The organism is Kocuria sp. 2SI (genome assembly GCF_005502825.1).
GTDB classification, from domain to species: Bacteria; Actinomycetota; Actinomycetes; order Actinomycetales; family Micrococcaceae; genus Kocuria; species Kocuria palustris.
Genome location: NZ_SCNB01000002.1, coordinates 1 through 25,862, shown reverse-complemented (window position 1 = coordinate 25,862; position 25,862 = coordinate 1). Strand labels below are relative to the sequence as shown.

The following is a 25,862-nucleotide window of genomic DNA, read 5'->3' as shown; positions in this document are numbered from 1 at the left end:
CTCCTCTGGCCTCATGAGTACCGCCCGACCACGACTGTCGAGGAGTGCTCCATCTGGACGATCTCGGCCATGCCCACGAACGGAATCCGGGGCAGTCGCACGGTGGCCACGGCAGTGACCGTGGCCGTGGCACCGGCCTCCTCGCACGTCCCGTCGGAGCAGGTCACCGAGACCTCGATCTCGCCGTCGTCGAAGCCCTGATCCGCAGCCGGAAGCGCCGCGGCGGACTGGACCTGCCCCGTCGAGACTTCACCGGCAGGCTGGGAGGCCAGTACCTGCGAGCCCTGCTGGGCAGCCGCCACGGCGGCGAAGGCCGCGGCCTGTGCCTGGGCCAGCACGCCCACGAAGATCAGGATCGGGACCAGCAGGACGACGCCCACGAGCAGGAACTCGACGACGGCTGAGCCCTCGTCGTCCTCGTGCCCGGAGCTTGCAGCCTCAGGACCAGTCGACGGCATGGCCGCTCACCTCGATCGCCCCGGGTGGCCCGAAGGGGCCGACGATCGGCAGCGGCGCGACCACTCGGACCTCGAGCGTGGGAGCCCCCTGCACCTCGGCGGGCACCGCGGTGACATCGCCGGCGAATCGCGCGCCCACCGAGCCGGTGATCAGCTCGCGCGTGCGCTCCTGCGCATCGGCGGGACCGCGGTCTGCCAGCGTGCCGTAGCGCGCCCCGTGCGAGGCCGCATCGATCAGCACGTTGCGCACGTGCAGGGCGAAGACGAGCTGCAGCGTGAGAGCGAAGAGGATCGCGCTGAGCCCGGCGACCATGGCCCACTCGGCGACCACGGAGCCGTCGTCCCCCTCCCTCTGCGGGCCGCGAGTCGCTGGCTCAGCCACCGGTCACCCGGGAGATGGCGTCATTGAACAGGCCCTCCAGGGCAGGCTGTGCGATCAGCAGGAGTCCGGCCACCAGCACCGCCGACATGAGAGTCAGCATGACCCAGCCGGGGACGTCCCCGCGGTCGGGATCATCGAGCGGCCGGAGAGCCGCCGGCTCAACTGGTCTGTGCGCAGAGACGGCCGCAGCGGGGACATCGGTGACGGCGTCGGGAAGGGAGGAGTGCTCGCGGTTCATGGTGCTGCCTTTCGGGAGAGGGTGACGCGGATGGGAAGTCATCACAGATCGAGCTGGAGGATGGCGATGCCGGGGAACACCGCGAAGAGCACGGACAGCGGGAGCACCATGAACACGAGGGGCACCATCATGGCGATCTCCTTGCGACCGGCCATCTCCATGAGCTCGCGCTTGTCCTGGTCGCGGACGTCCTGGGCCTGTGAGCGCAGGACCTCGGCGAGCGGCGTGCCGCGCTCCATGGCCACGGCGATGCCCGCGACGAAGCGGGAGATGTGCGTGACCTCGACCCGGTCGGCGAACTCCTGCAGCGACTCGGTCAGCGGGACACCGGAGCGGGTGCGATCGAGCACGGAGCGGAACTGCTCCGCCAGCACTCCATCGGCGATCCGGCTCACACGCTCGAGGGCGCCCAGGGTGGACTCGCCTGCGCCGACGGACAGGGCCAGAAGCTCGGCGATCGCGGGGAACTCGGCGAGCATGCGGGTCTCGCGGCCGGAGATCCGGTTCCCGAGCCACCAGCTGCGGGCCCAGGCCCCGCTGAGCGCACCGCCGATGAGCAGCAGCAGGACCGCAGGCCCCGGCGCACCGAGTCGCAGGACGGCCGCCGCGCCCCAGACGCCGCCGATGACCGCACCGGCCAAGGCGCAGAGGACCTGCTCCGTCCGGTAGTCGGCGAGGCTGCGGCCCGCCCCCTCGCGCTCCAGCCTGCGCAGGAGCTGACGCTGGGCATCCCCGCCGAGGCGCCGCCCCAGCCCCAGTCCCACCGGAGAGGCCAGTGCCATGCCGATGGCCAGCAGTCCGCGCTGGTCGCGGGTGCGCACGTGCTCGGCATGGCGCACCGCTGGATCCGTGGCGCGCATCTGCATCACCACACGACGCGTGAAGCGACGACGGGAGCTGGACGGCGCGGGCACGAGCATCAGCCACAGCCCGAGCCCCAGCACGGTGCCGATGATCAGCGGGATGGCGAAAGGCAGGCTCATCGGAGCACCCGCTCCGGTTCGGGCAGAGCACCGAGGCGCAGCATGAGGCGATAGGCGATCGCGGAGATCGCCAGACCGCCGAGCAGCACGACCGCGCCAGCCGGGCTGTCATAGGCGCTCACGGCCGCCGGCTGGCTGGCCATGAGCAGCAGGATGAGCCAGGGCGCGGCCACGGACAGCCGCGCCGCATTGACCGTCCACGATTGCCGGGCCTCCAGCTCGCTGCGGGTCCGCGAGTTCTCGCGCAGGAACTCGGAGAGCGTGCCGAGCAGCCGACCCAGGTCCGTGCCGCCCACCTCCCGGGTGACGCGCAGGGATTCGATGATGTTGTCGGCCACCGGATCGGCGAGCTCCTCCTTGAGGGCGTCCAGCGCCGGGAGGAACTGCCCAGTGGCCCGGTAGTCGCCGGCGAAGCGCTCGAAGGCCGGCTGCACGATCTCCGGGCCCCGGTGCTGCAGCTGGGCCAGGGCCTCGGGCAGCGAGAGCCCCGCGCGGATCGCCGAGCGCAGCATGTCCACCACGTCCGGCCACACGGTGCGCAGCTGGTGCGAGCGACGGCGCATGCGCCGCCCCAGCAGGGACCACGGGACGAACAGCGACACGATGCCCGCGCACAGGCCGAACACCGCACCCCCGGACACGGCCCACACGATCACCGCGGCCAGGGCCGCCACGACGACGGACAGCAGCACGAACGAGCCGGGACGCACCGCATGCATCCCGGCACGATCCAGGCGCCGGCGCAGAAGTCCCTCACGACGCCGTCGCTGCGCACGCGGCGTGACCTGGGTCCAGAACGACCACCAGATCAGGCACAGTCCGGCCCCGAGCAGCAGCCCGAGCAGGACACCGGTGATCATCGTCCCGACCCGTCGTCGCGGCTGCGGCCCAGGCACTCGCGCACCTGCTCGGTGGAGATGCCCGCAAGAGCGAACTTCCCCGGGGCCGGAACCTCGGCACCGGCTGCGACCAGATCGCCGCCGACCCGATGGAACAGAGTCGACGTCTCGATGATCCCGTTCTCGACCCGGGTGCCGACGGCCAGGATCTCCTCCACCTCTCGGTGCCCGTCGGGGCGACGACGGCAGTGGACCACCAGATCGAAGCACGCGGCCACGGTGGGCACCACGAACGCCGAGGAGATGTTCTCGCCCGCGAGCAGCGGCAGCGTGCAGATCTTGGTGACGGCGTCCCTCGCGGAGTTCGCATGCAGGCTGGCCATCCCCGGGAGGCCGGCGTTCAGCGCGATGAGCATGTCCAGGGACTCGGCCTCGCGGACCTCCCCCACGATCAGCCGATCAGGTCGCATCCGAAGCGCCTCCTTCACGAGCCGGCGCATGGGGATCTCGCCGGTGCCCTCGAGGTTCGCCTGCCGGCACTGCATCCCGACGACGTCGCGCAGCGGGATCTGCAGCTCGAAGATCTCCTCGACCGTGACCACGCGCTGCCGCGGGTCGATCTGCGCGCACAGGCAGTTGAGCATGGTGGTCTTGCCCGCCTGCGTGGCTCCGGAGACCAGGATGTTCAGCCCCGCCCGCGTGGCCTCCGAGAGGAACGTCCCCGCCTCCGGGCTCATGGAGCCCAGTCGGACCATGTCCGCGATCCGTCGTGCCGCCACCACGAACTTGCGGATGTTCACCGACCAGTGATCACGGGTGACATCCGGAATGACCACGTGCAGGCGCGAGCCGTCGGGAAGGGAGGCGTCCACGAACGGCGAGCTGAGATCCAGGCGACGGCCAGAGCGTCGCAGCATCCGCTCCACCAGTTGCCGGACCTCCTCCGGCTCCACGTGCAGCCCCGTCAGCTCGGACTCTCCGCTGCGGGCCACGAACACCTCATCGGGGCCGTTGATCCACACTTCCTCGATCGAGTCGTCGTCGAGCAGCGGCTGCAGCACCCCGAAGCCGGCGACAGCGTCCAGGATCCGATGGCGGACCTCCTCCAGGTCCTCGAACGACGCGGAGCCCGTGCGCGCCGAGATCTGATCATGCTCATTCAGGACGGCGTCGACAATCGAGGCCACCTCGGTGGGCGCATCGAACGGATCCAGACCCCGACGACGCACCTGCTCGCGGACCTCGGCGATCACCCGTGAGCTGAGCTGCGACTCCTCGACCTGTCCGGCTCGACGACGCCCACGCACCGCAGACAAGCCCCGTGGGCGCGTCTGCCCCTGCAGCACTGCAGCCATCACGGACCCCCATCCGCTCGACAACCCCGATTGCCGAGGAATCTAGAGCTCAGGGTGCAGGCGGTACATGGACCTTGGTCCAGGGTGTGGATAACACTTCTCCGACCTGGGGGAACACACCCGGGCAAGCCGGGAAGTGACCGCAAAGTAGCGACGCAAAATGATCATTCGTGCAGTTATGACCCGTTCAACGCGTCCGCTGATCCTCTCAGGGGCCCTCCCTTCGACGTCGCTGCCGACCCTTTTGCTTCCTCGCAGGCTGCGACCTTCCCCGCGACCGGTCGAAGATTCACTGCAAGGGCGTTGGAGCGGTGGAGAGACGCTCGGTCATAGTGACGGACGGGAAGAATCGGCCTCTCGCGATGGGACAGGGCGGGATGTCGATCGTGTGTCGTCATCTCGGGGAACCCTGAGTGGCACGTCAGGTGAGGAGGGACTGCCGCATGATCAGGTCAGGTCATCTTGACCTGACCTGATCGTGCGGCAGTCCCTATCGACGGCTCCTCGAGCGCTGACGTTGCGTGCCATCCTCACCGTCCCGCTGCACCGCTAGCCAGCATGTACAGGCAGAATGTAGCCGTGTCTCACTCAAACTCATCCCCCCGGGGCATGGTCGGAAGACTCCGCACGGAGTCGGGATCGGCCGTGCTGCTCATCATTGTCACGGCCTTCGCCCTCCTCTGGGCGAACTCGCCGCTGTCCTCTTCCTACTTCGAGTTGTGGCACCAGAACGTAGGGATCGACGTCGGCCCGTTCGGGTTGCACCTGGATCTGCACCACTGGATCAACGACGGGCTCATGGTCGTGTTCTTCTTCGTCGTGGGTCTCGAGGTGCGCCAGGAGTTTGCGTATGGGGCCCTGCGGGACAGCAGTCGCGCGCGCCTGGCAGCGATCGCCGGTGTCGCGGGCGTGGCGTTGCCCGCGCTGGTGTATGTCCTGGTCGTCGGAGCGTCCGGTGGCGAGGGGCTTCGCGGGTGGGGGGCGGTCGTCGGAACGGACACGGCGTTCATGCTCGGTGCTCTCGCGATCGTCGGCCCCCGGCTTTCCGGGCAGCTTCGCGTCTTCCTTCTGACTCTCACGGTGGTCGACGACTTCCTTGCGGTGTCGATCATCGGGGTGTTCTACAGCGAGGAGATCCGGCCCGTCCCGCTGCTGGTCGCTCTCGGCTGCCTCGTCGCCCTGTGGTTGCTGGGACGTTCCCGGCAGTGGAGTGCTGCTCCGTATGTGGGGATCGTCATCGTGCTGTGGCTGGCGACTCTGTCCTCCGGCATCCACGCCTCGCTGACGGGCATGATCGCCGGCCTTCTGATCCCCGCCTACCCGACGCAACGGCACGAGGTGGTCGCCGCCCGGCAGCTTTTCCGCGACTTCTGGCAATCCCCGAGCGCTTCCTCGGCGCATGCCGTCGGACGGGGGCTGTCCAAGGGCGTGTCGGTCAACGAGCGGTTGCACGAGTACCTCCGTCTCCCCACGGCGTTGCTGGTCGTGCCGATCTTCGCTCTGGCCAATGCCGGGGTCGACCTGGGCGGCGGGGTGGTGGCCGACTCGCTGGGCTCGCCTGTGACGTGGGGCGTCATCGCGGGGCTCGTGCTCGGCAAGCTCCTCGGAATCGGGATCGCGACGCTCCTCGCCGTTCGGATGGGCGCAGGCCGACTGCCGGAGGGGGTCGGAATGGGCAGCGTGTTCGGCGGGGCAGCACTTTCGGGCATCGGTTTCACCGTGTCGCTGCTGGTCATCAGCCTCGCTTTCGACTCCTCCTCGGATCTGGGGCGCCAGGCGACGCTGGGCGTGCTCGTGGCGATGGTGCTCGCCACTGTTCTGGGCTGGTCGATCTTCAAGGTAGCGGCCCGTCGGTGGGGAGAGGAGACGGCGGATCTCCCGATGACGCTCGACTCTCCGGTGGACCCCGAGGTGGATCACATCCGCGGACCGGAGGACGCCCGGCTCACCCTCGTGGAGTTCGTGGACTTCGAGTGCCCGTACTGCGCGCACGCCACTGGCTCCTGGGAAGACCTGCACGGACGCTTCGGTGACGATCTGCGCTACGTCGTGCGACATCTGCCTCACCATCCTCACGGCCCCCTCGCCGCACGAGCCGCCGAGGCGGCCGCGAAGCAGGAGATGTTCTGGCCGTGGCTCGACTTCGTCTTCACTCGGCAGAACGCGCTGGAGAGGGAGGATCTCATCGGCTACGCGGCTGAGCTGGGCCTCGATGTCGAGGCGTTCATCGAGGATCTCGACAGCGACGAGGTTGCTGCGAGGGTGCAGCGGGACATCGCGAGCGCGGAGGCGAGCGGCGCCAAGATGACCCCGGCGTTCTTCATCGATGGTTGTCGGATGGTGGGCAGCTACGACGCGCGCTCACTGACCGAGATGCTGGAATCCAGCCGTCGCGGGAGCCGCACCCAGGCGGCGAAGGCCTGAGGCCGATCCGCGAACCCGGAACACGGTGGGACGCGGGCGGTGCCGGAGCGTATCTGTCACAGCTGCGCGTTCACCGCTCTCGCGTCGGGCTGGTCATGGACACCGTGCGGCATCGCCTTCACCGCCGGCCACCAGCTCTTCGAGGTCACGGCCATGAGGTTCACGACGCAGTGGGTGCGACTCCGCAGCCGGGCCGCCCCGGGCAGATGCGCGCCGATCGCCGTGACCCCCCCGCCGCATGCGCATCCGATGTCACCAGACGCTCCCCGGTGAGGTCGCGGGCGACCATGCCGGCGAGGAACCCGTTCCACGCAGGGGACTGCCGCACGGAGAGGTGACATCTGATCTGGCGTGGCCGATGGGCGGCCCAGAAGGATGCGCACCATGTCCGCTGGTGGTCACCATCGCTCGACAGCCCGGACCCACGCCCATGCTGCGGGTACGCCACGGCTCGCAGTGCCGGCCGACCGGTGATGGTGGGATCTTCCGCGCCGGGTGCCAGGTCGGGGCACCGCAGTCACCGTCCGGACGGAGGCCCGCTATCGAGTCCGGGAGCTCGGATGGTGCGCATCATCGGAGTGAGTGATGCTTGCGAGCTCGGCGCGCGTGCGGGCGCCGTATTTCCGCAGCAAGTTGGCCACGTGGTACTTCACGGTGTTCGCCGTGATCCCGAGCTGGTCGCCGATGCGCTGGTTCGAGATCCCGGTCGCGACCAGGCGCAGCACCTGCTTCTCTCGGTCGGTGAGCTCCTCGGCGCCCTCCACGGTGAGCGCTGCGCTGGGTGGGTCCAGCGGGATCTCGATCCGCAGCGTCGTCCCCCAGCCCGGGGTCGTCTCCACGTCCATGGTTCCGTCGAGCGCCGCCACCCGCTCCACGATCGGACGCAGTGTGTCGTCGTCCGCCGTCACCGCGGTTCCCCCGTCGTCACGGACCTCCATCAGCAGGTTGCGGCCATCGCAGTCCCAGCCGATCCGGGCGCGTGCAGCGTCCGCGCGGTCCATGAGCGAGAGCACTGCTGTGCGGGAGATGGCGCGGGCTTCCCGAGCGACCGGGCCCGGCAGCGCCCGTCCTCGCGCAGGAGGCTCGGCGAACTGGACGTGCAGTGGCCCGGAGCGGATCAGAGGACGCAGTTCGGCGCGCAGGCGCGAGAATGCCTCGGCCACCGGCTCGAGCACGCTCTCCTGCTGCGCATGGACCGAACGAGCACGGATGAGCGCGGAGGAGGCGATCTCCGTGGCCTCCCTGCGCGCGGCCGCATCCGCGAGTCGGCCGGAGCGGAGCACGGCGAGGATCGATTCGAGGGTGATCGCATGCTGATCGGCCTGCTCGGTCAGGGCACGGTCCCGCGACAGGGAGCGGGCACGTTCCAGCGGGGTCGGGAGGTCGCTCACCCCGCTACTCTAGCCCGACCTGGGAGACCTACCCGATCGAACGGGGCGCCCCGCTCATCGGGCAGCAGTGGACCGCCGCGGACCGGCCCAAGATGGTCGACATGGAAGAACGAGGCATTCAGGATTCGCTGACGCGGATCGTCAACGAGATCGAGGGGGCAGCTGCCCTTCCCGACGCGCCCGCGCTCGCGGCCGCCGTCGAGCTGACAGCGGACGCCCGGCGGGTCTTCGTCCACGGCGCTGGACGCTCCGGGCTCGCGCTGCGGATGACGGCCATGCGCCTCATGCACCTCGGACTGGAGGTCCACGTCGTCGGTGAGACGACGACCCCGGCGATCGGAGAGGGCGATCTGCTCCTGACCGCCAGCGGTTCCGGCACGACCTCGGGGGTGGTGAGCGCGGCTGAGACGGCGCGATCCGTCGGTGCCCGCGTCATCGGGATCACGACCGACCCCGAGTCACCGCTTGCTCAGCTGTCCCACGCCGTCCTGGTCATCCGTGCGGCGACGAAGACAGACCGGTCCGAGCAGCAGTCGGCCCAGTACGCCGGCAGCCTCTTCGAGCAGCTCCTCGTCCTCGTCGGCGACGCTCTCTTCGACGTCCTGTGGCAGAAGGGCGGACAGAGTGCGGATGCGCTCTGGCCCCGTCATGCCAACCTCGAATGACCTTTCTTCCCCGTTCCATCATCGACACCACCACGAGAAAGAGACACCCTGACATGCGACTGCAGTTCGCCATGGACACCCTGACCACCGAGTCCGCCCTCGACCTGGCCGCGAAGGCCGCCCCTTACGTCGACATCCTCGAGCTCGGCACCCCTCTGATCAAGAGCGAGGGCCTCGCGGCGATCACGGCGGTCAAGGCCGCCCACCCCGACAAGACCGTCTTCGCCGATCTCAAGACCATGGATGCCGGCGAGCTGGAAGCTGACATCGCCTTCTCCGCCGGAGCCGATCTGGTCACCGTGCTCGGCGTCGCCGGTGACAGCACGATCGCCGGAGCGGTCGCCGCAGCGACCAAGCACGGCAAGGGCGTCGTCGTCGATCTGATCGGCGTGTCCGACAAGGCCGCACGGGCCCGAGAGGTCGTCGCCCTCGGCGCCGTCTTCGTGGAGATGCACGCCGGCCTCGACGAGCAGGCGGAGGACGGCTACAGCCTCGACGCCCTGCTCTCCGCCGGCAAGGCCGCCGAGGTCCCGTTCTCCGTCGCCGGCGGCGTCAGTGCGGACTCTGTCGAGGCCGTCCAGCAGGCGGGAGCAGACGTGGCCGTCGCGGGCAGCGCCATCTACAGCGCATCGGACGTCGCCGCCGCGGCCGCCGCCATCCGCTCCGCCATCCGGTGACCACCGCCCACCGCATCCCGTGGTGAGTGGGCAGGTGACGGCACGCCCGGACCCTGTCCCCTCCCACCGGATGCGGTGGACTGATGCCGCAGACGATCCCCGCGTGGCGCAGAGCGCCACGTGACCCTCCTCCCCGCAGGACGTGCCCGGCATCGGCGCCGGTCGGAGGCCCGCTCGATCCCGGCGATGGCTGCTGTCATGACGCGCATACGCCGGACTCCCCGCAACGGCTCGATCGACAGCAGCGGACTCCGGCACTCGTCCGCGTGACACCCCCGCTGGAGCTCCCCGCCAGGACCGGTGCCGGGTGACCACCGGTCCCTCCGCGACGTGCCCGCGCCGGCGGCCCTGGCACCAGTGGTCGCCCCCCTCGCCTCGCGAGGCGATCCGGAGCGGGAGGTGAGGGGCGTCAGGAGCGTCGCAGCGACCTGCCCCGTCTCCCCCGATCACGCCCCTGCGAACTCGTCACCGCCGCTGAGCTCCGGCATGCCGGCCCCACCTTCCCCGGGCCCGCGCCCGGGCATCGTCCAGGCCGGGATCGGCGACGGATCCGTGCACAGAGCCGGCCCGCGACCGCCGCAGGAGCGACGATCGCGGGCCGGGTGCATGACATCCCTGAATCAGGCGGGGATCATGCCATGCGGGTCGATGATGAACTTCTCCGAGACACCGGTGTCGAACGCCGCGTAGGCGTCGGGGGCCTCGTCGAGGCTGATGACCTTGGTGTTGAGCATGTCGCTGAGGTAGGGCATGCGGTCCCACAGGATCGACATCATCAGCTCACGGTTGTAGTGCATGATCGGGGCCTGGCCGCCGGAGATCCGAGGCGACTTGATCCACGCCTTGCCGAAGTCGAGCGGGTAGGTACCCTCCTGCTCGGCCTTGGAGGAGGCCAGCGGGTCGGGGCCGTAGACGCCGACGATGCCGGTGGCACCGCCTGCGCGGGTGGCGTCCATGACCTGGTTGATGGCGTGGGCCGGGCTCATGTCCTCGGCCTCGCGGCCGATCCCGTGGGCTTCGTTGCCGACGTAGTCGACGGCGCAGTCCACCATGGGTTCGCCGAGGATGGCCTCGATCTGATCGGTCAGCGGCACGTCCTGGTTCAGGTCGATGGTCTCGCAGCCGTTGTTCTTCATCAGGTCCAGCCGGTCCTGGTGGTAGTCACCGACGATGATGCAGGAAGCGCCCAGGAGACGGGCCGCCGCGGCGCCGCAGCGTCCCACAGGTCCGGCGCCGGCGATGTAGACCGTCGAGCCGGGCTTGGCCCCGGCCTCGACGAGGCCGTGGAACGCGGTGGGCAGGATGTCCGAGAGAAGGGCGAGGTCACGGATCTTCTCCATGGCCTGGTCCTTGTCCGGGAAGCGGAGCAGCTGGAAGTCGGCGTAGGGAACGAACATGTACTCCGCCTGTCCGCCCTGGAAATCACCCAGGTTGAACCCGTAGGCGCCGCAGGACACGTCGGGGTTCACGGTCTCGCACACCTCGGTACGACGGGCGCGGCAGTTGCGGCATCGGCCACAGGCGACGTTGAAGGGGACCGAGACCAGGTCGCCCTCGGAGAGGAACTCGACGTCGGAGCCGACCTCGACGACCTCGCCGGTCATCTCGTGCCCCATCACCATGCCCTGGGGGACAGGGAAGGAACCGCGGTAGATGTGCAGGTCGGAGCCGCAGATGTTGGTGGCGACGATCTTGAGGATGACTCCGTGCGGGGCGCTCTTGCCGTTCGGCATCTCGAGCTTCGGGAAGTCGAGGGTCTCGACGCGCATGTCCTTGACGTTCTGGAACACGACGGCGCGGTTGGTGCTTGCCATGACGATCTCCTCCAGTTGGGGATGGCCCGGTCGCGGAGGTGCCACGGTCATGTGGATGCCCGTCGCCCGCGGCCCGGCTCTCGTCGAGCTTAAGCGAGGAGGAATCACGCCGTCCACCGAGGTGCCCGCCGCCGCTGCGGCGACAGGCGCCACGGGCAGGTGGACCGTGGAGGACCGGGCCATGCTCCGACCGATCGGTGGAACGCGTTGCTCGTGTCGCCGGCATGGTCGAAGCGCAAGGGGCTCTGCACCTCTCTCGTGCTGTCCACTCCCCCGGCCAGCATCGCCCTGGCCACCGCCGCCTTCCTGGCCGCAGCCAGCCTGGGCGATCAGGCCCTGCTCGGCTGGGCCTGGCGGCTGCCCTTCCTGGTCTCGGCCGTGCTGTTCCTGCTGGCGATCTTCATCAGCCGCAACCTGGAGGAGACCCCGGAGTACCGCGCCGCCGTCGAGGACGCGGGGCAGGGGCGCACCAAGCTGCCCGTCATGGAACTGCTGCGCCGCAGCCCGCGCGAGCTGCTGATCGGCTTCCTGGCCATGACCGGGCACAACTGCCTCAACTACGCCATGGCCGTGTTCGCCATCTCCCTGATGACCTCCCCGCAGGTGGGCCTGGAGCGCACCCCGGCGCTGCTGGCAGTGACGCTCGGCAGCCTCGTCGGCGTCGTGGCCACGCCGTTCGGAGGCGCGGCCACCGACCGCCTCGGCGCCGCCAGGATCCTCGGACTCGGCTGCGCCATCGGCGCCGCCTACGCCTTCCCCCCTGCTGCTCGGGCTCTCCAGCGGCAGCGCCGTCGTGGCCGCCGTGGCCATCGCCGGCGGCTACGGACTGGTCATCGCCCTCGCCTCGGGCTCCCAAGGCGCCTTCCTGGCGCAGCTGTTCCCCGCCGCCGAGCGCTGCAGCGGGATCGCGATCGCCCGAGAGGTCAACGGCGCGATCGTGGCCGGGCTGACGCCTGCATCGCTCGTGTGGATCATCGACCTGGCCGGCGGACGCGTGCTGGCCGGTGCCGTCGCCGTCAGCGCCGTCTGCCTCATCTCGCTGCTCCCAGACCACAGGAGCCCACTGACATGAACCGCACCCGCCTCTCCCGCCAGGTCCCGCGCTGGTCCGAGCTGCGACCGCTGCTGTCCTTCGAGCGCCCCGACCTGCCGGATCGGGCGCACCGGCTGCAGCGCGCCGCCGACATCGGCGACCTCCGGTGCATCGCACAGCGCCGTACGCCCAAGGCGGCCTTCGACTACGTCGACGGCGCCGCCCTGTCCGAGCAGACCGCCCGCGGGTCCCGCCGGGGCGGCCGCCGCGAGGCTCTTCGACATCCCGTTCAGTCTCTCGACCATGGGCACCCGCTCGGTGGAGCAGGTCGCCGAGGTCTCCGGCGAGGGACGGCGCTGGTTCCAGCTCTACCTCTGGAAGGACCGCCGCGCCTCCGGGGAGCTGGTGCGCCGCGCCGGGGAGACCGGCTACGACACCCTGCTGGTCACTGCCGACACCCCCGTGGCCGGACTCCGCCTGCGCGACACCCGCAACGGCATGACCATCCCGCCCAAGCTGCGCCTGTCCACCGTGCTGGATGCCTCCTACCGCCCGGAATGGTGGCTGAACTTCCTGAGCACGGACCCCCTGAGCTTCGCCTCGCTCTCCGGCAGCGGCGCCTCCCTTCCCGAGGTCATCAACTCGATGTTCGAGCCGACCCTGGACTTCGAGGATCTCGAGTGGATCTGCTCGGTCTGGCCGGGGAAGCTCTTCCTCAAGGGCGTGCTCGGCGTCGAGGACGCCCTGGGGGCCGTGGCCGCCAGCTCGACCGCGTGCTCCAGCCGCTGCGTGCGCTGCCGCGCATCCGCGAGGCCCTCGGCCCGGATGCGGAGATCATCTACGACTCGGGTATCCTCTCCGGCACGGACGCGATCATCGCCCTGGCCCTGGGGGCGGACTTCACGCTGATCGGCCGCGCTTATCTCTACGGGCTCATGGCTGGCGGGCAGGGGGGCGCGGAGCGCGCGCTCGAGCTGCTTGAGCAGGAGATGCGCGTGACCATGCACCTGCTGGGGGTGGCCACGGTCGACGAGCTGCACCCGGGTCTCATCACAGGGGCCTGAGGCTCGACCTCAAGAGACGATGAAGGGGGCCGGTCGGATGACCGGCCCCCTTCAGTGCGCCTGCACGACCCTCGTTCCTCACAGGCCCTTGGTCCGGCGCACCTTCGAGGGGTCGTCCAGATCTGCGGGGTCATCGAGCTCGGGGTCGTACTCGGGCACGTAGGCCTCCCCGCGCTCGGCGGCCTCCTCGGCCGCCTTCTCCCGGTCCACGCGCTTCCAGTGCAGGCGGCGCTCCACGCGTTCGTTCTGCTCCCGCTGGACCTCCTCGACGGGGCGATCGCGCAGCATGGCCACCGCGCCCACGGAGGAGCCGTCGTAGACGATCTTCCCGTGCTCGAGCACGATGCCGCGTTCGCAGATGTCCATGATCAGGTCCAGGTCGTGGGAGACGACCACGAGGGTCTTGCCGCGGCGCACCAGGTCCTTGATGCGCCGGATGCACTTCTTCTGGAAGGGCTCATCGCCCACGGAGAGGATCTCGTCGACCAGGAAGACCTCCGGGTCGGTGTGGATCGCCACCGCGAAGGCCAGGCGCAGGTACATGCCCGAGGAGTAGAACTTCACCTGCGTGTCGATGAACTCGCCGATCTCGGAGAAGGCCACGATCTCGTCGAACTTGGAGTCGATCTCCTCCTTGTCCATACCCAGGATCGCGCCGTTGAGATAGACGTTGTCGCGCCCCGACAGATCCGGGTGGAATCCGGCGCCGACCTCGATCAGGCCGGCCACCTTGCGACGGGTGCCCACGCTGCCGGAATCGGGGTGCATGACCCCGGAGATCATCTTCAGTGACGTCGACTTGCCCGAGCCGTTGAAGCCCAGCAGCGCCACGGTCTCACCGTCGTGGATGTCGAAGGTGATGTCGTCGAGGGCCTTGAACTTGTCCGAGAGGTCGTTCTTGCGCCCGCGCAGGATCCACAGCACGGCTTCCTTGATGGAGCGCGTGTGGCGCAGGGTGAACCACTTGACCACGTGATCCACGCGGATGGCCACGGAGTCCTCGGTGAAGACGGCACCGGGCTTCTTGAAGGGAAGAGCGGTGATGGGGATCAGAGCTCCTGGGCGAAGTTGCCCTCGTAGCGGCGGAAGATGCGATCGCCGACGAGCACGGCAGCCACGGACACCAGCAGGGCGAACGGGGTCCAGAACGTCATCAGGTGATCGGCCACGTGCCAGCGCGGCTGCTCGAGCTCCACTGAGGCGAACCAGAACCCGTAGTGGAACAGCTCGACGGCCACGGTCAGCGGATTGGCGAAGTAGATGTAGTACACCCACTGCGGCAGCTTGTCCTGGACCATGGTGAAGGGGTAGAGCACCGGGGACGCCCACGTGGAGACCATGAGGATCAGGTCCACGAAGTTCTCCGCATCGCGGAAGAAGACGTTGAGCGTGGCGAAGATCAGTCCCAGGCCCAGGGCGAAGATCGCGACGATGAAGAATCCGGCGATCATGGACAGGAACTGCTTGGGCCCCGGGTGCCATCCTGCGGCCAGACATGCGATGAGCAGGATCAGCAGCTGCGGCAGGAAGTGCACCAGGGCCACGAAGAGATTGGCCACCGGGAAGAGCTGCCGCGGCAGGTAGATCTTCTTCAGCAGCCCGCCGTTGTCCGTCATGGACCGCGAGGCATTGCCGAAGATCTCCCCGAAGAGATTCATCAGCACGATCCCGGAGAACAGGTAGATCGCGAAGTTCTCCAGGCCCTTCTCGAGCTCCAGGAAGATGCCCATCGCGATGTAGTAGACGAAGAACTGCACGGCCGGCTTGAGATAGGACCACACCAGGCCCAGCACGGTCCCGCGATAGCGGACCTGGATCTCCTTGTCGACCAGCAGCCTCAGCAGATAGCGGTTCCGGAAGACGTCCAGCAGTCCGCGTCCCTTGCCGGGTGTCATCAGCTCCGGCACTGTCGTGCTCATCCTTGCTCCTTGCGTCAGTGCGCGCACTGCGGCGCTGGGGCGGCCGTGCGCTGGGATCACGACGACGCCGGGCGCAGCGGCTGGGTGCGCCGCTGCGCCCGGCGTCGTGGTGGATCGGTCATGCTCCGCGGATCAGCGCTGGACGTCCACCGGCGGGTTGTCCTCGAAGGTCTTCGCCCACGCCTCGGGCGAGGTGATCTCGCCCAGAGCCTCGCGGTACCGCTCGGACAGCGAGTCCCAGCGCGAGAGCAGCTCGGCGTGCAGCTTGGCGCTGCGGGCGGTGAGCTCGCGCACCGCCTTGGGGTCGCGCTTGTGCCAGGCCGCACCGGTGCCGTCGGCATTGGAGACCACGGCCGAGTCCAGGGTGGCCAGGTGGTACCACTTGCCGTCCTGGTGGGCGACCCACTCCTCGGGATGGCTCTGCGCCAGCTCGCGCACCGGCAGGACCGTCTGCTTGAGCAGGGTCTTGACCGCCCACGGCGGCAGCTGCCAGTAGGCCGGCGGCTTGGGCAGGCCTAGGCGCTTGGGCGGACGACGCCGCTTGGCCGCCGGGAACGCGCCCTGGTCCTGGCTGAACTGGGCGTCCGAGAACTCGGACTTCAGGGAGCGGATCTCCGGCATCCTGGTGCCGATCATCCCGTGCAGGCCCTCGGGGCCGCGCAGGACGTCCTCGATGGCCATCAGCACGCACGTTGCGGCGTAGTACTGCATGGAGACCGTGTGCTTGGTGTCCACGGCCAGGGACTCGCGCACCATGCGCCCGCCGCGCGGGAACGGCGAGTGCAGCAGGGCCGCGATCAGGCGGTTGCGCTCGTGGAAGTAGGCCTGCCAGTCGACGGCGTCGTCCTTGTCCATCCAGGACACGTGCCACACGGCCGCCCCGGGCAGGGAGACGGTCGGGTACCCGGCCTCGGCGGCGCGCAGCGAGTACTCGGAGTCGTCCCACTTGATGAACACCGGCAGCGACAGCCCGACGTCCTGCAGCACCTTGCGCGGGATCAGGCACATCCACCAGCCGTTGTAGTCGGCGTCCCAGCGGCGGTGCAGGTTCGGTCGCGAGCGCAGGCCCGCCTCCGAGAAGTCGATGCCGCCCAGATGCTCGATCGGGCCCCACAGGAAGCGGTAGCGGTCGACGACCTCGGCGTAGCCGTTGAGCACCGGGCGGTTGTACATGTCGAACATGTGCCCGCCCACGATCGTGGGAGTGCGGCAGAAGTCCGCGAAGGCGACGGCGCGCAGGACGCCCTCGGTCTCCAGGAGGATGTCGTCGTCGAGGATCAGGACGTAGTCGGAGGCCGAGCCGTCCGCGCGTCCCTGCACGACCTCGTACATGTTGCGGGAGAAGCCGCCCGAGCCGCCCAGATTGCCCTGGCGGATCATGCGCAGCTTCCCGCCCATGGCCTTCTCGGCCTCGGCGAAGTCGTCCTCGTCCTCCACGAGCCTGTTGCCCTGGTCCACGATGATCAGCTCGTCCAGGACGTCGTCGAAGCCGTCGGCCTCAGCGATCGTGCGGATCGTGTTCACGCAGTAGTCCGGGCGGTTGAACGTCGTGACGCCCAGGGTCACGGTCCCCTGGGGGGCCGTGTCCGGAACCGACCAGGCGGCCGAGTCGAGGACCATGCCCTCCTCATCGGCGATCAGGTCGAACCAGTACCAGCCGCCGTCGCCGAACGGCGCCAGGGTGAGGTCGAACTCGCTGGTCTGCGAGCCGCCGGGCAGCCGCACGTTCTCCACGCGCTGGGAGATGCCGCGGGCGTTCGAGCGGTAGACGATCAGGGAGCCGGCGCCGGTGGTGGCCACGGACAGCACGACCTTCTCGGCGACCGTCCAGCGGCGCCAGTACGAGGCCGGGAACGCATTGAAGTACGAGCCGAAGGAGACGCGGCGCCCCGAGCGGATGCGCATGGAGCGCCGGCTCAGGATGTCATCCGGGTGCTCGGCGACCTCGTCTGACGAGCCGGAGGAGCGCTCCTTCCTCAGCGGCCCGTCGACGTACAGGGGGAGCGCGTCAAGGTCCTTGGCCTCGGGCAGGACCACCCGGGCCACCTCGCGCAGGGAGCCCTGCGACGACGACGGCGCGTTGGTGATCCGGCCCAGGAAGCCCTGGGCGTCCTGCTCGGCGCCGGTGCTGCCGTTCTGCTCGCTCACGCGTCGATGCCTCCGCTCGTGATCCGATCCCCGCCCCGGAAGTGGGGGGCGATCTTGTTGTCCACCATGGACAGCGCCGACCCGATGGCCATGTGCATGTCCAGGTACTTGTAGGTGCCCAGCCGCCCTCCGAACAGGACCGAGGACTCGCCGGCGGCCAGGTCGCGGTAGGCGAGCAGCTTCTCGCGGTCCACCGTGGTGTTGACCGGGTAATAGGGCTCATCGCCCTTCTCGGCGAAGCGCGAGAACTCGCGCATGATCACGGTCGCGTCCTTGGTGTAGTCCCGCTCCGGGTGGAAGTGGCGGAACTCGTGGATGCGGGTGAAGGGGACGTCGGCGTCCGGGTAGTTCATGACGGAGGTGCCCTGGAAGTCCTCGATCTCCAGGACCTCCTCCTCCAGATCGATCGTGCGCCAGGACAGATCGCCCTCGACGAAGTCGAAGTAGCGGTCCACCGGGCCGGTGTAGATCACGGGCACCTGGCCGACGACCTTGGACTTCGAGAACTCGTGCGAGTCGTCGAAGAAGTCGGTGTCCAGCCGGACCTCGATGTTCGGATGATCCGCCATGCGCTCGAGCCAGGCGGTGTAGCCGTCGGTCGGCAGCCCCTCGTGGGTGTCGTTGAAGTAGCGGTTGTCGTACGTGTAGCGCACGGGCAGCCGCTTGATGATCTCTGCGGGCAGGTCCTCGGGGGCGGTCTGCCACTGCTTGGCCGTGTAGTGCTTGATGAACGCCTCGTAGAGGGGGCGTCCGATCAGCTGGATGCCCTTGTCGTTGAGGTTCTGCGGGTCGGTGCCCGCCAGCTCGCCGGCCTGCTCGCGGATCAGCTCCCTTGCCTCGCCCGGTGAGTAGGCCGAGCGGAAGAACTGGTTGATCGTGCCGAGATTGATCGGCATGGGGAACACCTCGCCGTTGTGGCGCGTGTACACCTTGTGCACGTAGTCCGTGAACGTGGTGAACCGGTTCACGTACTCCCACACGCGCTCGTTCGAGGTGTGGAAGAGGTGAGCGCCGTAGCGGTGCACCTCGATCCCGGTGCGCTGCTCCTTCTCGGAGTAGGCGTTGCCTCCGATGTGCGAGCGGCGGTCCAGGATGACGACCTTCAGACCCAGCTCATCCGCAGCGCGCTCGGCGACGGTGAGCCCGAACAGGCCCGATCCGACGACCACGAGGTCAGCATTCATGCAGTTTCTCCCGTTCCGGTCCGCTTCCGAGCCTGCTCGGCCGACGGACCACATCTCACCCGGCGCGACGCAGCGCGACCGGTCGGCGTGGCCCCCACGGTACCGGAGCGATCCTGGGAGCTCCTGTGGGACGCGCATGATGAGGCGCTTGCCACACCCGGCCGTGCGACCGGTCACGGACTGCTCACGGGCTGGGCGGGACGACGGAGACTGGCCGTCAGCGCCGATCCGGCGCGACGTCCTGCGTGGTCCAGTCCACGACGTCCTGGCGGAAGAGGGAGCCGCCCGCGACCAGGGCGGCCGCCGCCACGAGAAGGGCGAGCCACCGGCTCAGCGGCAGGAGGATCGCCACGGCGATGATCACCGCGAACAACTGGAAGGTCAGCGCCGCGGCACGGGGCCAGCGCCTGCCAGCCCACAGCGCCATGGAGGTGCGCGCCACCCACAGCCCTCCGGCTGCCAGCAGGACGGTGAGCATCAGCGTGGTGACCGCGGAGGCGGCGTGGCCCGTGAACAGCCCGGAGAGCGCCCACAGCGCGCCGGCGAAGACCACCACCGACTCGGCGGCCACGATCACCACCAGGGGCACGAGGGCCTGGGGGCGCAGAGGCCGAGCGGCCTCGGCGGTGTCTCGGTGACCGGCGGATGCCACGGGCAGCTCCTGGAAGGGTCTTCGGGGCAGCCGCGGACTCGCGCGGCTCCTTGCCGCATCAGCGTATCGCCGCAGGGCACCGACCACGTCCACGAAGGCCGATCCCGCCCGACGACCCGGCCGCGTGATCGGCGCTCGCAGCGGGCTTCAGGAATTCTCCGGGGATTCGGGAATTCACCCCCGAGATCCCCGTCGGGAAGGGGTGTGACGAATGTCCCATCCCCTTGTTCACGTGCCGTTCACATGGAAAAGTGGAGGAGATCTTGAACGGGTCGCTGACGACCTGTCACCCGCCCTCCAGGGCACCCCTCACCTCGCCGGGCATTGCCCCTGCCCGGCCGTCGCGTGCCTTCTGAAAGGAGTCGAATCGTCATGGATTGGCGTTCACACGCAGCTTGCCTCGAGAAGGACCCGGAGCTGTTCTTCCCCGTGGGCAACACCGGCCCGGCCCTGCTCCAGATCGAGGAGGCCAAGGCCGTGTGCCGCACCTGCGACGTCATGGACGAATGCCTCTCGTGGGCCATGTCCTCCGGCCAGGACGCCGGAGTCTGGGGCGGCATGAGCGAGGACGAGCGCCGCTCCCTCAAGCGCCGCAACGCCCGCGCTCGCCGCGCTTCCTGATCAGCTCATCGCCTCGTCACGACGAGGCCTCGTACACCGGCACGGTCATCTCGATGACCGTGCCGCTGTCGTCTCCGGGGCGCCAGCTCACCGATCCGTCGAGCTCCCCCAGCACCAGGCTGCGCACGATCCGGCTCCCCAGCCCCGCCGAGGGCATCGACGATCCCTCGGGCTCATCGGCCGACCATCGTCCGCTGCTCATGGAGGGATCCATGCCCAGGCCGTCGTCGACGATCGTCACGACCAGCTCCGCGCACGGAACCGGACGGCCTTCGGCGCGAGCCTCCCGGCAGGTCGAGGGGTCCGGATCACGGCGCTGCGCGCTGACCTCGATCGTGCCGTCGCGACCGCTCAGCCCGTGCTCCACGGCATTGGTGAGCATCTCGTTGAGCACCAGGGCCATGGCCGTCACCTGCTGACCCGGTAGCCGGCCGAACCTCCCCGTGACGCGCGTGCGCACGGTCTGCCCGGTGGCGGCCAGCTCGGCGATCGCACGGATCTGGCGGCTGAAGTGCTCGTCGAAGTCCACCGAGCCCTCGGGAGTGTGCGACAGCGTCTCATGCACCGCCGAGACGGCCTCGAGCCGTCGCATGGCCTCCGACAGCCCGCGCCGTGCCTCCGGGCTGTCTGCGCGGCGCGACTGCATGCGCATCATGGCCGCCACGGCCTGCAGGCTGTTCTTCACGCGGTGGTGCGTCTCGCGGATGGCGGCGTCCTTGGAGGACAGCTCGCGCTCGCGCCGACGCAGCTCGGAGACATCGCGGCACAGCAGCAGCGCACCGACCCGCTGACCGTCCTCGGACAGCGGGACCGAGCGGAACATCACGACCACGCGGCCCCGGCGGACCTCCGCGTGGCTGGGGACCCGACCGCGCAGCACGCCCATCAGGCCCTCGTCGACCTGCTCCCCCGCGAAGGCTCCGGAGCCCAGCGCCTCCGTGAGCCGCTGCCCGAGCGCGGCCTCCCCGGCGCCCAGTCGGGCGACCGCGGAGACGGCATTGGGGGACATGAAGGAGACGCGGTCGTCCTGGTCCAGTCTGATGACGCCATCGCCCACGCGCGGATTGCCGCGCCGGGGCGACGGCTGGGTGCCGGCCTGCGGCCACTGCCCCCTCCCCGCCATGCGCATCAGCTGAGCCGCGACCTCGCGATAGCTCTGCTCCCCCGGAGAGGTCGTGGTCCCAATGCTGCGCTCCGAGATCAGCGACAGCAGCGCGATCGGCTGCCCGTCGAAGAAGACGGTGGTCACTATGGCCTGGACGTCGGCAGCCAGCCCCGGCAGCAGCCGCTGGCCCGTGTTGCGGTGGGAGCTCACACCGGCAGCGCCCCAGATCTCGCGCAGCAGAGCGCTGAGCGGGGGGCCGAGATGCTGGCCGATCTGGTCAGCAGGGAAAAGGGTCTGCGTGGTCCCCGGCCGGGCGTGATCGAGGATCAGGAAGTCCGTGTCGCGAGCCGGCAGGCGCATGGCGCCCGGAGCGGGCTCGAAGCTGCGATCGGGGAAGGTCAGGTGGACATCGCCGAAGCCCAGATCGGCGAGCATCTGCCACTCGCCCACGAGCAGATGGAGGTGCTCGACGGCCTCCTCGGAGAATCCATCGCGGCTGCTCAGCTCGACGAGGGACACGCGCTCGGGCTCCTTCCGCTGCAGCGGGCGGCATTGCCCGCACAGGATCGTGGCTTCGAGGCTATCACCGGCGCAGCCAGCCTCCCACGGCCCGTCCCAGACGGGTTCCGCGGACGTCCTCGATCTCCTCCGCATCCTGCTCAGGGCCCAGATCTCCGTCCAGGCGGCGCAGCACCGAGCCGGCCAGATCGCGCAGCTGCGCGCGCAGGCTCGACGACGGCGCGGATTCTGCCAGCACGGAGCCGGCAAGGGCCGCCGCATCCACGGTCTTCGGCTCCCAGGACAGGTGGGCGTCCCACTGCCCCGGTGCACCGATGGCCGCCCATGCCTCCTTCAGGGCGGCCCGGGGCGAGCTTCCGGCGGCAGAGCGGCGCACCCGGTTGGCCACGAGCATGACCGGGGCCGGCGTGAGCTCGAGCAGTCCCGGAAGCGCCCGGGCCGCACGCGGGATCCCGAGCACCTCGGCCGAGCAGACGGCCAGCACCAGGTCGGCCTCGGCCAGCGCGGCCGTGGTGGCCGCCGATCGCCGCGGCATCTCGATCTCCGAGACCAGCTCCTCGTCCTCCTCCAGGCTCGCCCCGACGTCGACCACGATCACCGGCGCTGGCCCGCGCGACGGGGCGGCACCGGAGCCGTCGGCGAGCTGAAGAGCCCGGGGCATGTGCTGGCAGGCGCGCAGCATTCGGCGCACGCTGCCGGCGCGCAGCTCAGGCCAGCGCTCAGGGCGCGTGATCCCGGTCAGCACCATCAGCCGGCCGCGGCCCACCTGGACCTCCACGGCCGCCCGCTCGAGGGCCTCCGGGCTCAGCCGATCCCGGTCCGCGGCTCGACAGGCCAGGGCGACGCCGGCCGTCTCGTCGAGCAGCCCCAGCAGCGCCGCCGTGGACGGGCCCCAGGTGTCCAGGTCCACGAGGGTGGTCTCCACGCCCTGCTGGGCCAGCTCCGCCGCCAGGTTGATCGCCACCGTCGACCGACCCGGGGAGCCGTGCGGTCCCCAGACCACGACCACGCGCCCTCGAGGAGGCAGACCGCTCGAAGCGTCGAGGCCCACCGCCTGCTCGGGCTCCTCGAGCAGGCGGCGCCATGCGGCCTCTGGATCCTCATGATCGGCATCGAGCCGATTGCCGCTTCCCTCGGACTGCCCGGGCGCGCCCCTGCCAGGGTCGACGACGCCCTCGACCTCGTCGCCGCCGAGCATCATCGGCGGATCGCCGGGGCGGAAGCGCGGCCCCTCAGCAGCCTCCAGGAGGCGCTGGGCGATCTGTCGCGCCGGCAGCTGGGCAGGGACCTCGAGCGCACCGAGGCGCTGCCAGTCGATGGCATCGGAGGCAGGATCGTGGGCGTCGTGGGCCAGGCGGTCATCCGGCGCGTCCTCTGCCTCCGCCCCGTCGAGCACGGCGACGAGCGGCTCGTGGACGACCACGGCCACCACGGCGCCGTCGCGGTGCAGCGCATCCAGGGCCGGTGCCGTCAGCTCGGGCTCATCGGCGTCCACCAGAACGGCCAGCGCCAGGCCCGAGCGCACCACGGCCAGCAGCTCGACCAGGTCCCCGCAGCGGCGCACGAGCGTCACCGGCCCGTGCAACCGGTCGACCTCCTGTCCGAGCAGATCCGCCTGCTGGCCGAGGCAGGCCAGCGGAAGGCTCATCGTCCGCCGCCCAGGTGCGGCACCAGCGTGATCCTGGATTCGCCGGACAGCGCCCCCACGACCGCCTCCACGTCCGCGGAGTCCACGAGCACCTGGGCGGTGGCGTCGTCGTCAGCGGCCAGCCCGCCGGCGGATTCCTCCACGCCGGCGAGCTCCGCCCCCTCCAGGATCTGCACCGGTTCGTCCCACTGCCCGCCGGTCCGATCGCGCTGGGAGGCCCAGATGTCCACGTGGTCCCCGGGCTCGGTTCCCGACGGAAGCGGAGTGGCCAGCGGGATCCCGATGGGACGACGGTCGATGTCCTCCTGCCGCCCCAGGGATTCCGTGGGGATCAGCTGCCCCTCCGGAACGCGCTGGAGCACGACTGAGCCCTCGTGCAGCTGCTGCGCCCCGGCCACATACTGCTCGCCCGTGGACTCCAGCCGCAGGTCGACGGTGCGCAGGTCCTCGGCCGTCACTGTCTGACCGACCTCCAGATCCCGATCAGCCACGACGAAGGACTCCGTGGCATCGCCGTAGGTCACGGTGGCGGTCGTGGCGGCGATCGCCACCACGACGAGCCCCAGCCCGACCAGCAGCCGCGGCTCGCGCCAGCCGGGACGACGCAGCCGTCCGGCCGTCGCGGTGCCCGAGGCGCCCGAGGCGCTTCGGGATGAAGTGGTCGAACCGGATCTGAGCACGTTCGCCTCCTGGACTCGGCACAGCGCCGCGGGCCGTCCGTGGCGCTGCGATCGGCCACGCCCGCTTGCGAGCGGACCGATCCGGTGCTCATCGTGACCCGGCGAGGGCCCGCCCGGGAGACCTCGACTGGAACTGTGGACGACTCGATGACTTCAACTGCGCCCAGACGGCACGAACTGCATGCCTCTCCACGGCAGTGCGCATCATCCGGGGGCGAACCGCCTCAAGGCGGCTCATCCACAGCCTCTGCCCACGTCAGCGCACTGGATGGCAGAATGTCCACGGTCGCAGCCGGCCTCGGCCCCGACCCCGGAATCTCAGGAGATCACCATGGCAGAGCCGCAGTTCCTCACCCTGGCCGATGTCGCCGACATTCTGGCGATCTCGGCCTCCCAGGCCCGGGCCATGGTCCGCTCGGGCGAGCTGCCGGCCATCCAGGTCGGCGGCCGCGGTCAATGGCGGGTCGAGAAGGCGCGCTTCGATCAGTGGATCGAGAAGCGTCACCAGGAGACCGCTGAAGCCGTGCGCGCGGGCGCCTCCCTGGACTGAGGCCTCAGGCGCGCCCGGCCGCCGCGGCGTTCGAGACCACGCAGGCGATCGCCGAGAAGGGTACCGTCCGCATGGCGCGCACCGCCCGACGACGCCGGAACTCGTCGTCCGGGTGCATCGCCAGATCCAGGTGATCGCGCCCGGCCCGGTCGATCGTCCCCTCCAGCGCTGCGCCCGGCACGCCGTCGACCAGGATCACCCGCACCCCCGCCCTGGCCTGCGCCAGCGCCCGCACCGCCTGTCCCAGCCCGAGTCGGCTGCGGCGCTGCGGATCGCCGCGACGCCGATCCAGCCCCTCGACCCACAGCACCGACTCCAGCGGGATCAGCAGCTGGGCCGCGGAGCCGTCGAGCATGACCCAGCCCATCCCGGCACCGGCCGCCTCGCCGCGCACCGACGAGCCCCCTCGCAGCCCCACATGGACCGCTGCGCCCTCGCACCCCAGGAACCGGTCCTGCAGCAGCGCCTCCGCGATCTCGGCGCGAGTCAGCTCGGCCGCCTCCCGCTCCACGTCCCGGAAGCGCTCGGCCGCCAGCTGCGCTTCCATGTCCGCGAACAGCTCATCCCAGCGCATCGGCTCCCCCGTCTCCCGAACGCCCCGCCCGCGGCAGGCCACTGCGACCAGCCGTGGACCGACCTGCCCGGAGTCTACGAAAGACATCCCTTCACGGCGCTTCATATTGAGAATCATCGTTGATTGACACCTGACGCGTCCTCCTGGAAGCTATGAGCATCAACAGTCACCAAATGGCATCAAATGACAGCATCTGAGAGGATCTGCCGCTCCGGGCCTCCGGCTCGGGCGGGGTGCGCAGAGCAGGTGACCATGACGCCTGGAGGCAACCATGTCGGTGCAGTGCGCAGCCCGCTTCGCTCCCCCGCCGCCCGTCGAATCCACCGCCGGACTCAGCGCATCCGGCCGGCCCCACGGCTCGTCCGCCCGGCGCGGTCTGGGCACCGGGACCGTCCTGCTCCTGGCCGGCGGTGCCGCCGCGAGCGCTTGGGCGGCCCCCGCCTCCGCAGACGCGCAGGTCGAGGCCCCGGCACCTGACGAGCAGCGCGAGAGCGCCAGCGATCTGCCGGTCCAAAGCCCCCGCACCGCGGTCAGCTCGCCAGTGAGCCCCTTGTGGAACGCTGCGACGATGCCCGGCGCCCTCGACGCAGCACCCACCGGAGTCGCGACCGCAGAGTCCGCACCCATCGTGCATGCGTCTCCGCCGCAGACCTCGCCGGAGCGGATCCAGGACCGCCTGGCCCAGGCCACGCTGGTCCTGCGCAGCGGAGAGAGCCTGTGGTCGCTGACCGGTCAGCTGCTGGGGCCCGATGCCTCGGCGGCGGAGATCGCCCGGTCCTGGCCTCTGCTGTGGGAGGCCAACGCCGATCAGATCCGGGACCCGGATCAGGTGGCCGCCGGGACCGTCCTGCAGGTCCCGCCGCAGCTGCTGCCCGAGCAGTGAGACCGGCCGGCCCGGCCCGCTCGAGACGCTGTCACCGGCCCGGCCCGGCCCCACCC

Annotated in this window: 24 protein-coding genes and 3 pseudogenes; 9 read left to right on the top strand and 18 right to left on the bottom strand. The window is 69.9% G+C overall.

What is annotated here, in order from left to right; genetic code table 11:
* Positions 1-11: 11 nt before the first annotated feature.
* Genes FFS25_RS01325 through FFS25_RS01300 form a run of 6 tightly spaced genes read right to left on the bottom strand, consistent with a single transcriptional unit; the run spans position 12 to position 4,255 of the window.
* The gene (locus tag FFS25_RS01325) at positions 12-458 is read right to left on the bottom strand and encodes a hypothetical protein (protein ID WP_061712749.1); all 447 of its coding nucleotides are present in this window, start codon (positions 456-458) and stop codon (positions 12-14) included.
* Positions 439-840 (bottom strand): TadE/TadG family type IV pilus assembly protein, encoded by a 402-nt coding sequence (locus FFS25_RS01320; RefSeq protein ID WP_271404626.1) that lies wholly within the window; start codon positions 838-840, stop codon positions 439-441. Before FFS25_RS01320 ends, FFS25_RS01325 begins: the two co-directional genes overlap by 20 nt.
* The gene (locus tag FFS25_RS01315) at positions 833-1,078 is read right to left on the bottom strand and encodes a hypothetical protein (RefSeq protein ID WP_137801656.1); all 246 of its coding nucleotides are present in this window, start codon (positions 1,076-1,078) and stop codon (positions 833-835) included. Before FFS25_RS01315 ends, FFS25_RS01320 begins: the two co-directional genes overlap by 8 nt.
* A 41-nt stretch (positions 1,079-1,119) precedes the next feature.
* Positions 1,120-2,061 (bottom strand): type II secretion system F family protein, encoded by a 942-nt coding sequence (locus tag FFS25_RS01310; protein WP_137801655.1) that lies wholly within the window; start codon positions 2,059-2,061, stop codon positions 1,120-1,122.
* Complete coding sequence (locus FFS25_RS01305) at positions 2,058-2,921, bottom strand: type II secretion system F family protein (protein WP_006215282.1); 864 nt, start codon at positions 2,919-2,921, stop codon at positions 2,058-2,060. Before FFS25_RS01305 ends, FFS25_RS01310 begins: the two co-directional genes overlap by 4 nt.
* A complete protein-coding gene (locus FFS25_RS01300; protein ID WP_249933714.1) occupies positions 2,918-4,255 on the bottom strand; it encodes a TadA family conjugal transfer-associated ATPase in 1,338 nt (445 codons plus the stop codon). The genes FFS25_RS01305 and FFS25_RS01300 overlap by 4 nt, the downstream gene beginning before the upstream one ends.
* A 558-nt stretch (positions 4,256-4,813) precedes the next feature.
* Between FFS25_RS01300 and nhaA the strand changes: the two genes are divergently transcribed.
* Positions 4,814-6,679, top strand: coding sequence for a Na+/H+ antiporter NhaA (nhaA, locus tag FFS25_RS01295; protein ID WP_283957199.1), 1,866 nt, complete (start codon positions 4,814-4,816; stop codon positions 6,677-6,679).
* A gap of 62 nt (positions 6,680-6,741) precedes the next feature.
* On the opposite strand, the pseudogene FFS25_RS13655 reads toward nhaA, so the two are convergent.
* Positions 6,742-6,992 (bottom strand): annotated as a pseudogene (locus tag FFS25_RS13655) (transposase); the annotation flags it as partial.
* 226 nt (positions 6,993-7,218) lie between these two features.
* Positions 7,219-8,070 carry a LuxR C-terminal-related transcriptional regulator gene (locus FFS25_RS01285; RefSeq protein ID WP_137801653.1) on the bottom strand — a complete coding sequence of 284 codons (852 nt, stop codon included), beginning with the start codon at positions 8,068-8,070 and terminating at the stop codon, positions 7,219-7,221.
* Between the two features lie 92 nt (positions 8,071-8,162).
* Here FFS25_RS01285 and hxlB point away from each other — a divergent pair, with 92 nt between their 5' ends.
* Positions 8,163-8,735 (top strand): 6-phospho-3-hexuloisomerase, encoded by a 573-nt coding sequence (gene hxlB, locus FFS25_RS01280; protein WP_137801652.1) that lies wholly within the window; start codon positions 8,163-8,165, stop codon positions 8,733-8,735.
* 53 nt (positions 8,736-8,788) lie between these two features.
* Positions 8,789-9,412, top strand: coding sequence for a 3-hexulose-6-phosphate synthase (gene hxlA, locus FFS25_RS01275; protein ID WP_024290845.1), 624 nt, complete (start codon positions 8,789-8,791; stop codon positions 9,410-9,412).
* A gap of 620 nt (positions 9,413-10,032) precedes the next feature.
* Here the strand turns inward: hxlA and FFS25_RS13980 are convergent.
* The gene (locus FFS25_RS13980) at positions 10,033-11,226 is read right to left on the bottom strand and encodes an alcohol dehydrogenase catalytic domain-containing protein (protein ID WP_137801651.1); all 1,194 of its coding nucleotides are present in this window, start codon (positions 11,224-11,226) and stop codon (positions 10,033-10,035) included.
* A gap of 159 nt (positions 11,227-11,385) precedes the next feature.
* Between FFS25_RS13980 and FFS25_RS14080 the strand changes: the two are divergent.
* From FFS25_RS14080 to FFS25_RS01260, 3 genes and pseudogenes are all read left to right on the top strand, one after another.
* Positions 11,386-11,922 (top strand): annotated as a pseudogene (locus FFS25_RS14080) (MFS transporter); the annotation flags it as partial.
* A gap of 97 nt (positions 11,923-12,019) precedes the next feature.
* Positions 12,020-12,298: an MFS transporter gene (locus FFS25_RS13495; protein WP_212742702.1), complete on the top strand. Its 279-nt coding sequence runs from the start codon at positions 12,020-12,022 to the stop codon at positions 12,296-12,298.
* Positions 12,295-13,323 (top strand): annotated as a pseudogene (locus FFS25_RS01260) (alpha-hydroxy acid oxidase). The gene FFS25_RS13495 and the pseudogene FFS25_RS01260 overlap by 4 nt, the downstream one beginning before the upstream one ends.
* A 78-nt stretch (positions 13,324-13,401) precedes the next feature.
* Here FFS25_RS01260 and FFS25_RS01255 read toward each other — a convergent pair.
* The 5 genes from FFS25_RS01255 to FFS25_RS01235 form a co-directional block, all read right to left on the bottom strand.
* On the bottom strand, positions 13,402-14,316 hold the full coding sequence (locus FFS25_RS01255; RefSeq protein ID WP_137801650.1) for an ABC transporter ATP-binding protein: 915 nt from the start codon (positions 14,314-14,316) through the stop codon (positions 13,402-13,404).
* A gap of 56 nt (positions 14,317-14,372) precedes the next feature.
* The gene (locus tag FFS25_RS01250; RefSeq protein ID WP_137801649.1) at positions 14,373-15,242 is read right to left on the bottom strand and encodes an ABC transporter permease; all 870 of its coding nucleotides are present in this window, start codon (positions 15,240-15,242) and stop codon (positions 14,373-14,375) included.
* 132 nt (positions 15,243-15,374) lie between these two features.
* Positions 15,375-17,390 carry a glycosyltransferase gene (locus tag FFS25_RS01245; RefSeq protein ID WP_137801648.1) on the bottom strand — a complete coding sequence of 672 codons (2,016 nt, stop codon included), beginning with the start codon at positions 17,388-17,390 and terminating at the stop codon, positions 15,375-15,377.
* Positions 17,387-18,574 carry a UDP-galactopyranose mutase gene (glf, locus tag FFS25_RS01240; protein ID WP_137801647.1) on the bottom strand — a complete coding sequence of 396 codons (1,188 nt, stop codon included), beginning with the start codon at positions 18,572-18,574 and terminating at the stop codon, positions 17,387-17,389. The genes FFS25_RS01245 and glf overlap by 4 nt, the downstream gene beginning before the upstream one ends.
* A 217-nt stretch (positions 18,575-18,791) precedes the next feature.
* A complete protein-coding gene (locus FFS25_RS01235; protein ID WP_137801646.1) occupies positions 18,792-19,226 on the bottom strand; it encodes a hypothetical protein in 435 nt (144 codons plus the stop codon).
* A 372-nt stretch (positions 19,227-19,598) separates the two neighbouring features.
* On the opposite strand from FFS25_RS01235, the gene FFS25_RS01230 reads away from it, so the two are divergent.
* Positions 19,599-19,847, top strand: a complete 249-nt coding sequence (locus tag FFS25_RS01230) for a WhiB family transcriptional regulator (protein WP_006215304.1) — start codon at positions 19,599-19,601, stop codon at positions 19,845-19,847.
* 16 nt (positions 19,848-19,863) lie between these two features.
* Here FFS25_RS01230 and FFS25_RS01225 read toward each other — a convergent pair whose 3' ends face one another.
* The 3 genes from FFS25_RS01225 to FFS25_RS01215 form a co-directional block, all read right to left on the bottom strand.
* On the bottom strand, positions 19,864-21,471 hold the full coding sequence (locus FFS25_RS01225) for a sensor histidine kinase (RefSeq protein ID WP_171004053.1): 1,608 nt from the start codon (positions 21,469-21,471) through the stop codon (positions 19,864-19,866).
* A gap of 64 nt (positions 21,472-21,535) precedes the next feature.
* Positions 21,536-23,119 carry a CpaE/TadZ family protein gene (locus tag FFS25_RS01220; protein WP_137801644.1) on the bottom strand — a complete coding sequence of 528 codons (1,584 nt, stop codon included), beginning with the start codon at positions 23,117-23,119 and terminating at the stop codon, positions 21,536-21,538.
* Positions 23,116-23,799, bottom strand: coding sequence for a flagella basal body P-ring formation protein FlgA (locus tag FFS25_RS01215; RefSeq protein WP_171004052.1), 684 nt, complete (start codon positions 23,797-23,799; stop codon positions 23,116-23,118). Before FFS25_RS01215 ends, FFS25_RS01220 begins: the two co-directional genes overlap by 4 nt.
* A 331-nt stretch (positions 23,800-24,130) precedes the next feature.
* On the opposite strand from FFS25_RS01215, the gene FFS25_RS01210 reads away from it, so the two are divergent.
* Positions 24,131-24,349: a helix-turn-helix domain-containing protein gene (locus tag FFS25_RS01210; RefSeq protein WP_137801642.1), complete on the top strand. Its 219-nt coding sequence runs from the start codon at positions 24,131-24,133 to the stop codon at positions 24,347-24,349.
* A gap of 4 nt (positions 24,350-24,353) precedes the next feature.
* Here the strand turns inward: FFS25_RS01210 and FFS25_RS01205 are convergent, their stop codons facing one another.
* Entirely contained in the window at positions 24,354-24,923 is a 570-nt protein-coding gene (locus tag FFS25_RS01205) for a hypothetical protein (RefSeq protein ID WP_137801641.1), read from the bottom strand.
* A gap of 271 nt (positions 24,924-25,194) precedes the next feature.
* Here FFS25_RS01205 and FFS25_RS01200 point away from each other — a divergent pair, with 271 nt between their 5' ends.
* Complete coding sequence (locus tag FFS25_RS01200; RefSeq protein ID WP_137801640.1) at positions 25,195-25,806, top strand: LysM peptidoglycan-binding domain-containing protein; 612 nt, start codon at positions 25,195-25,197, stop codon at positions 25,804-25,806.
* Positions 25,807-25,862 lie beyond the last annotated feature (56 nt).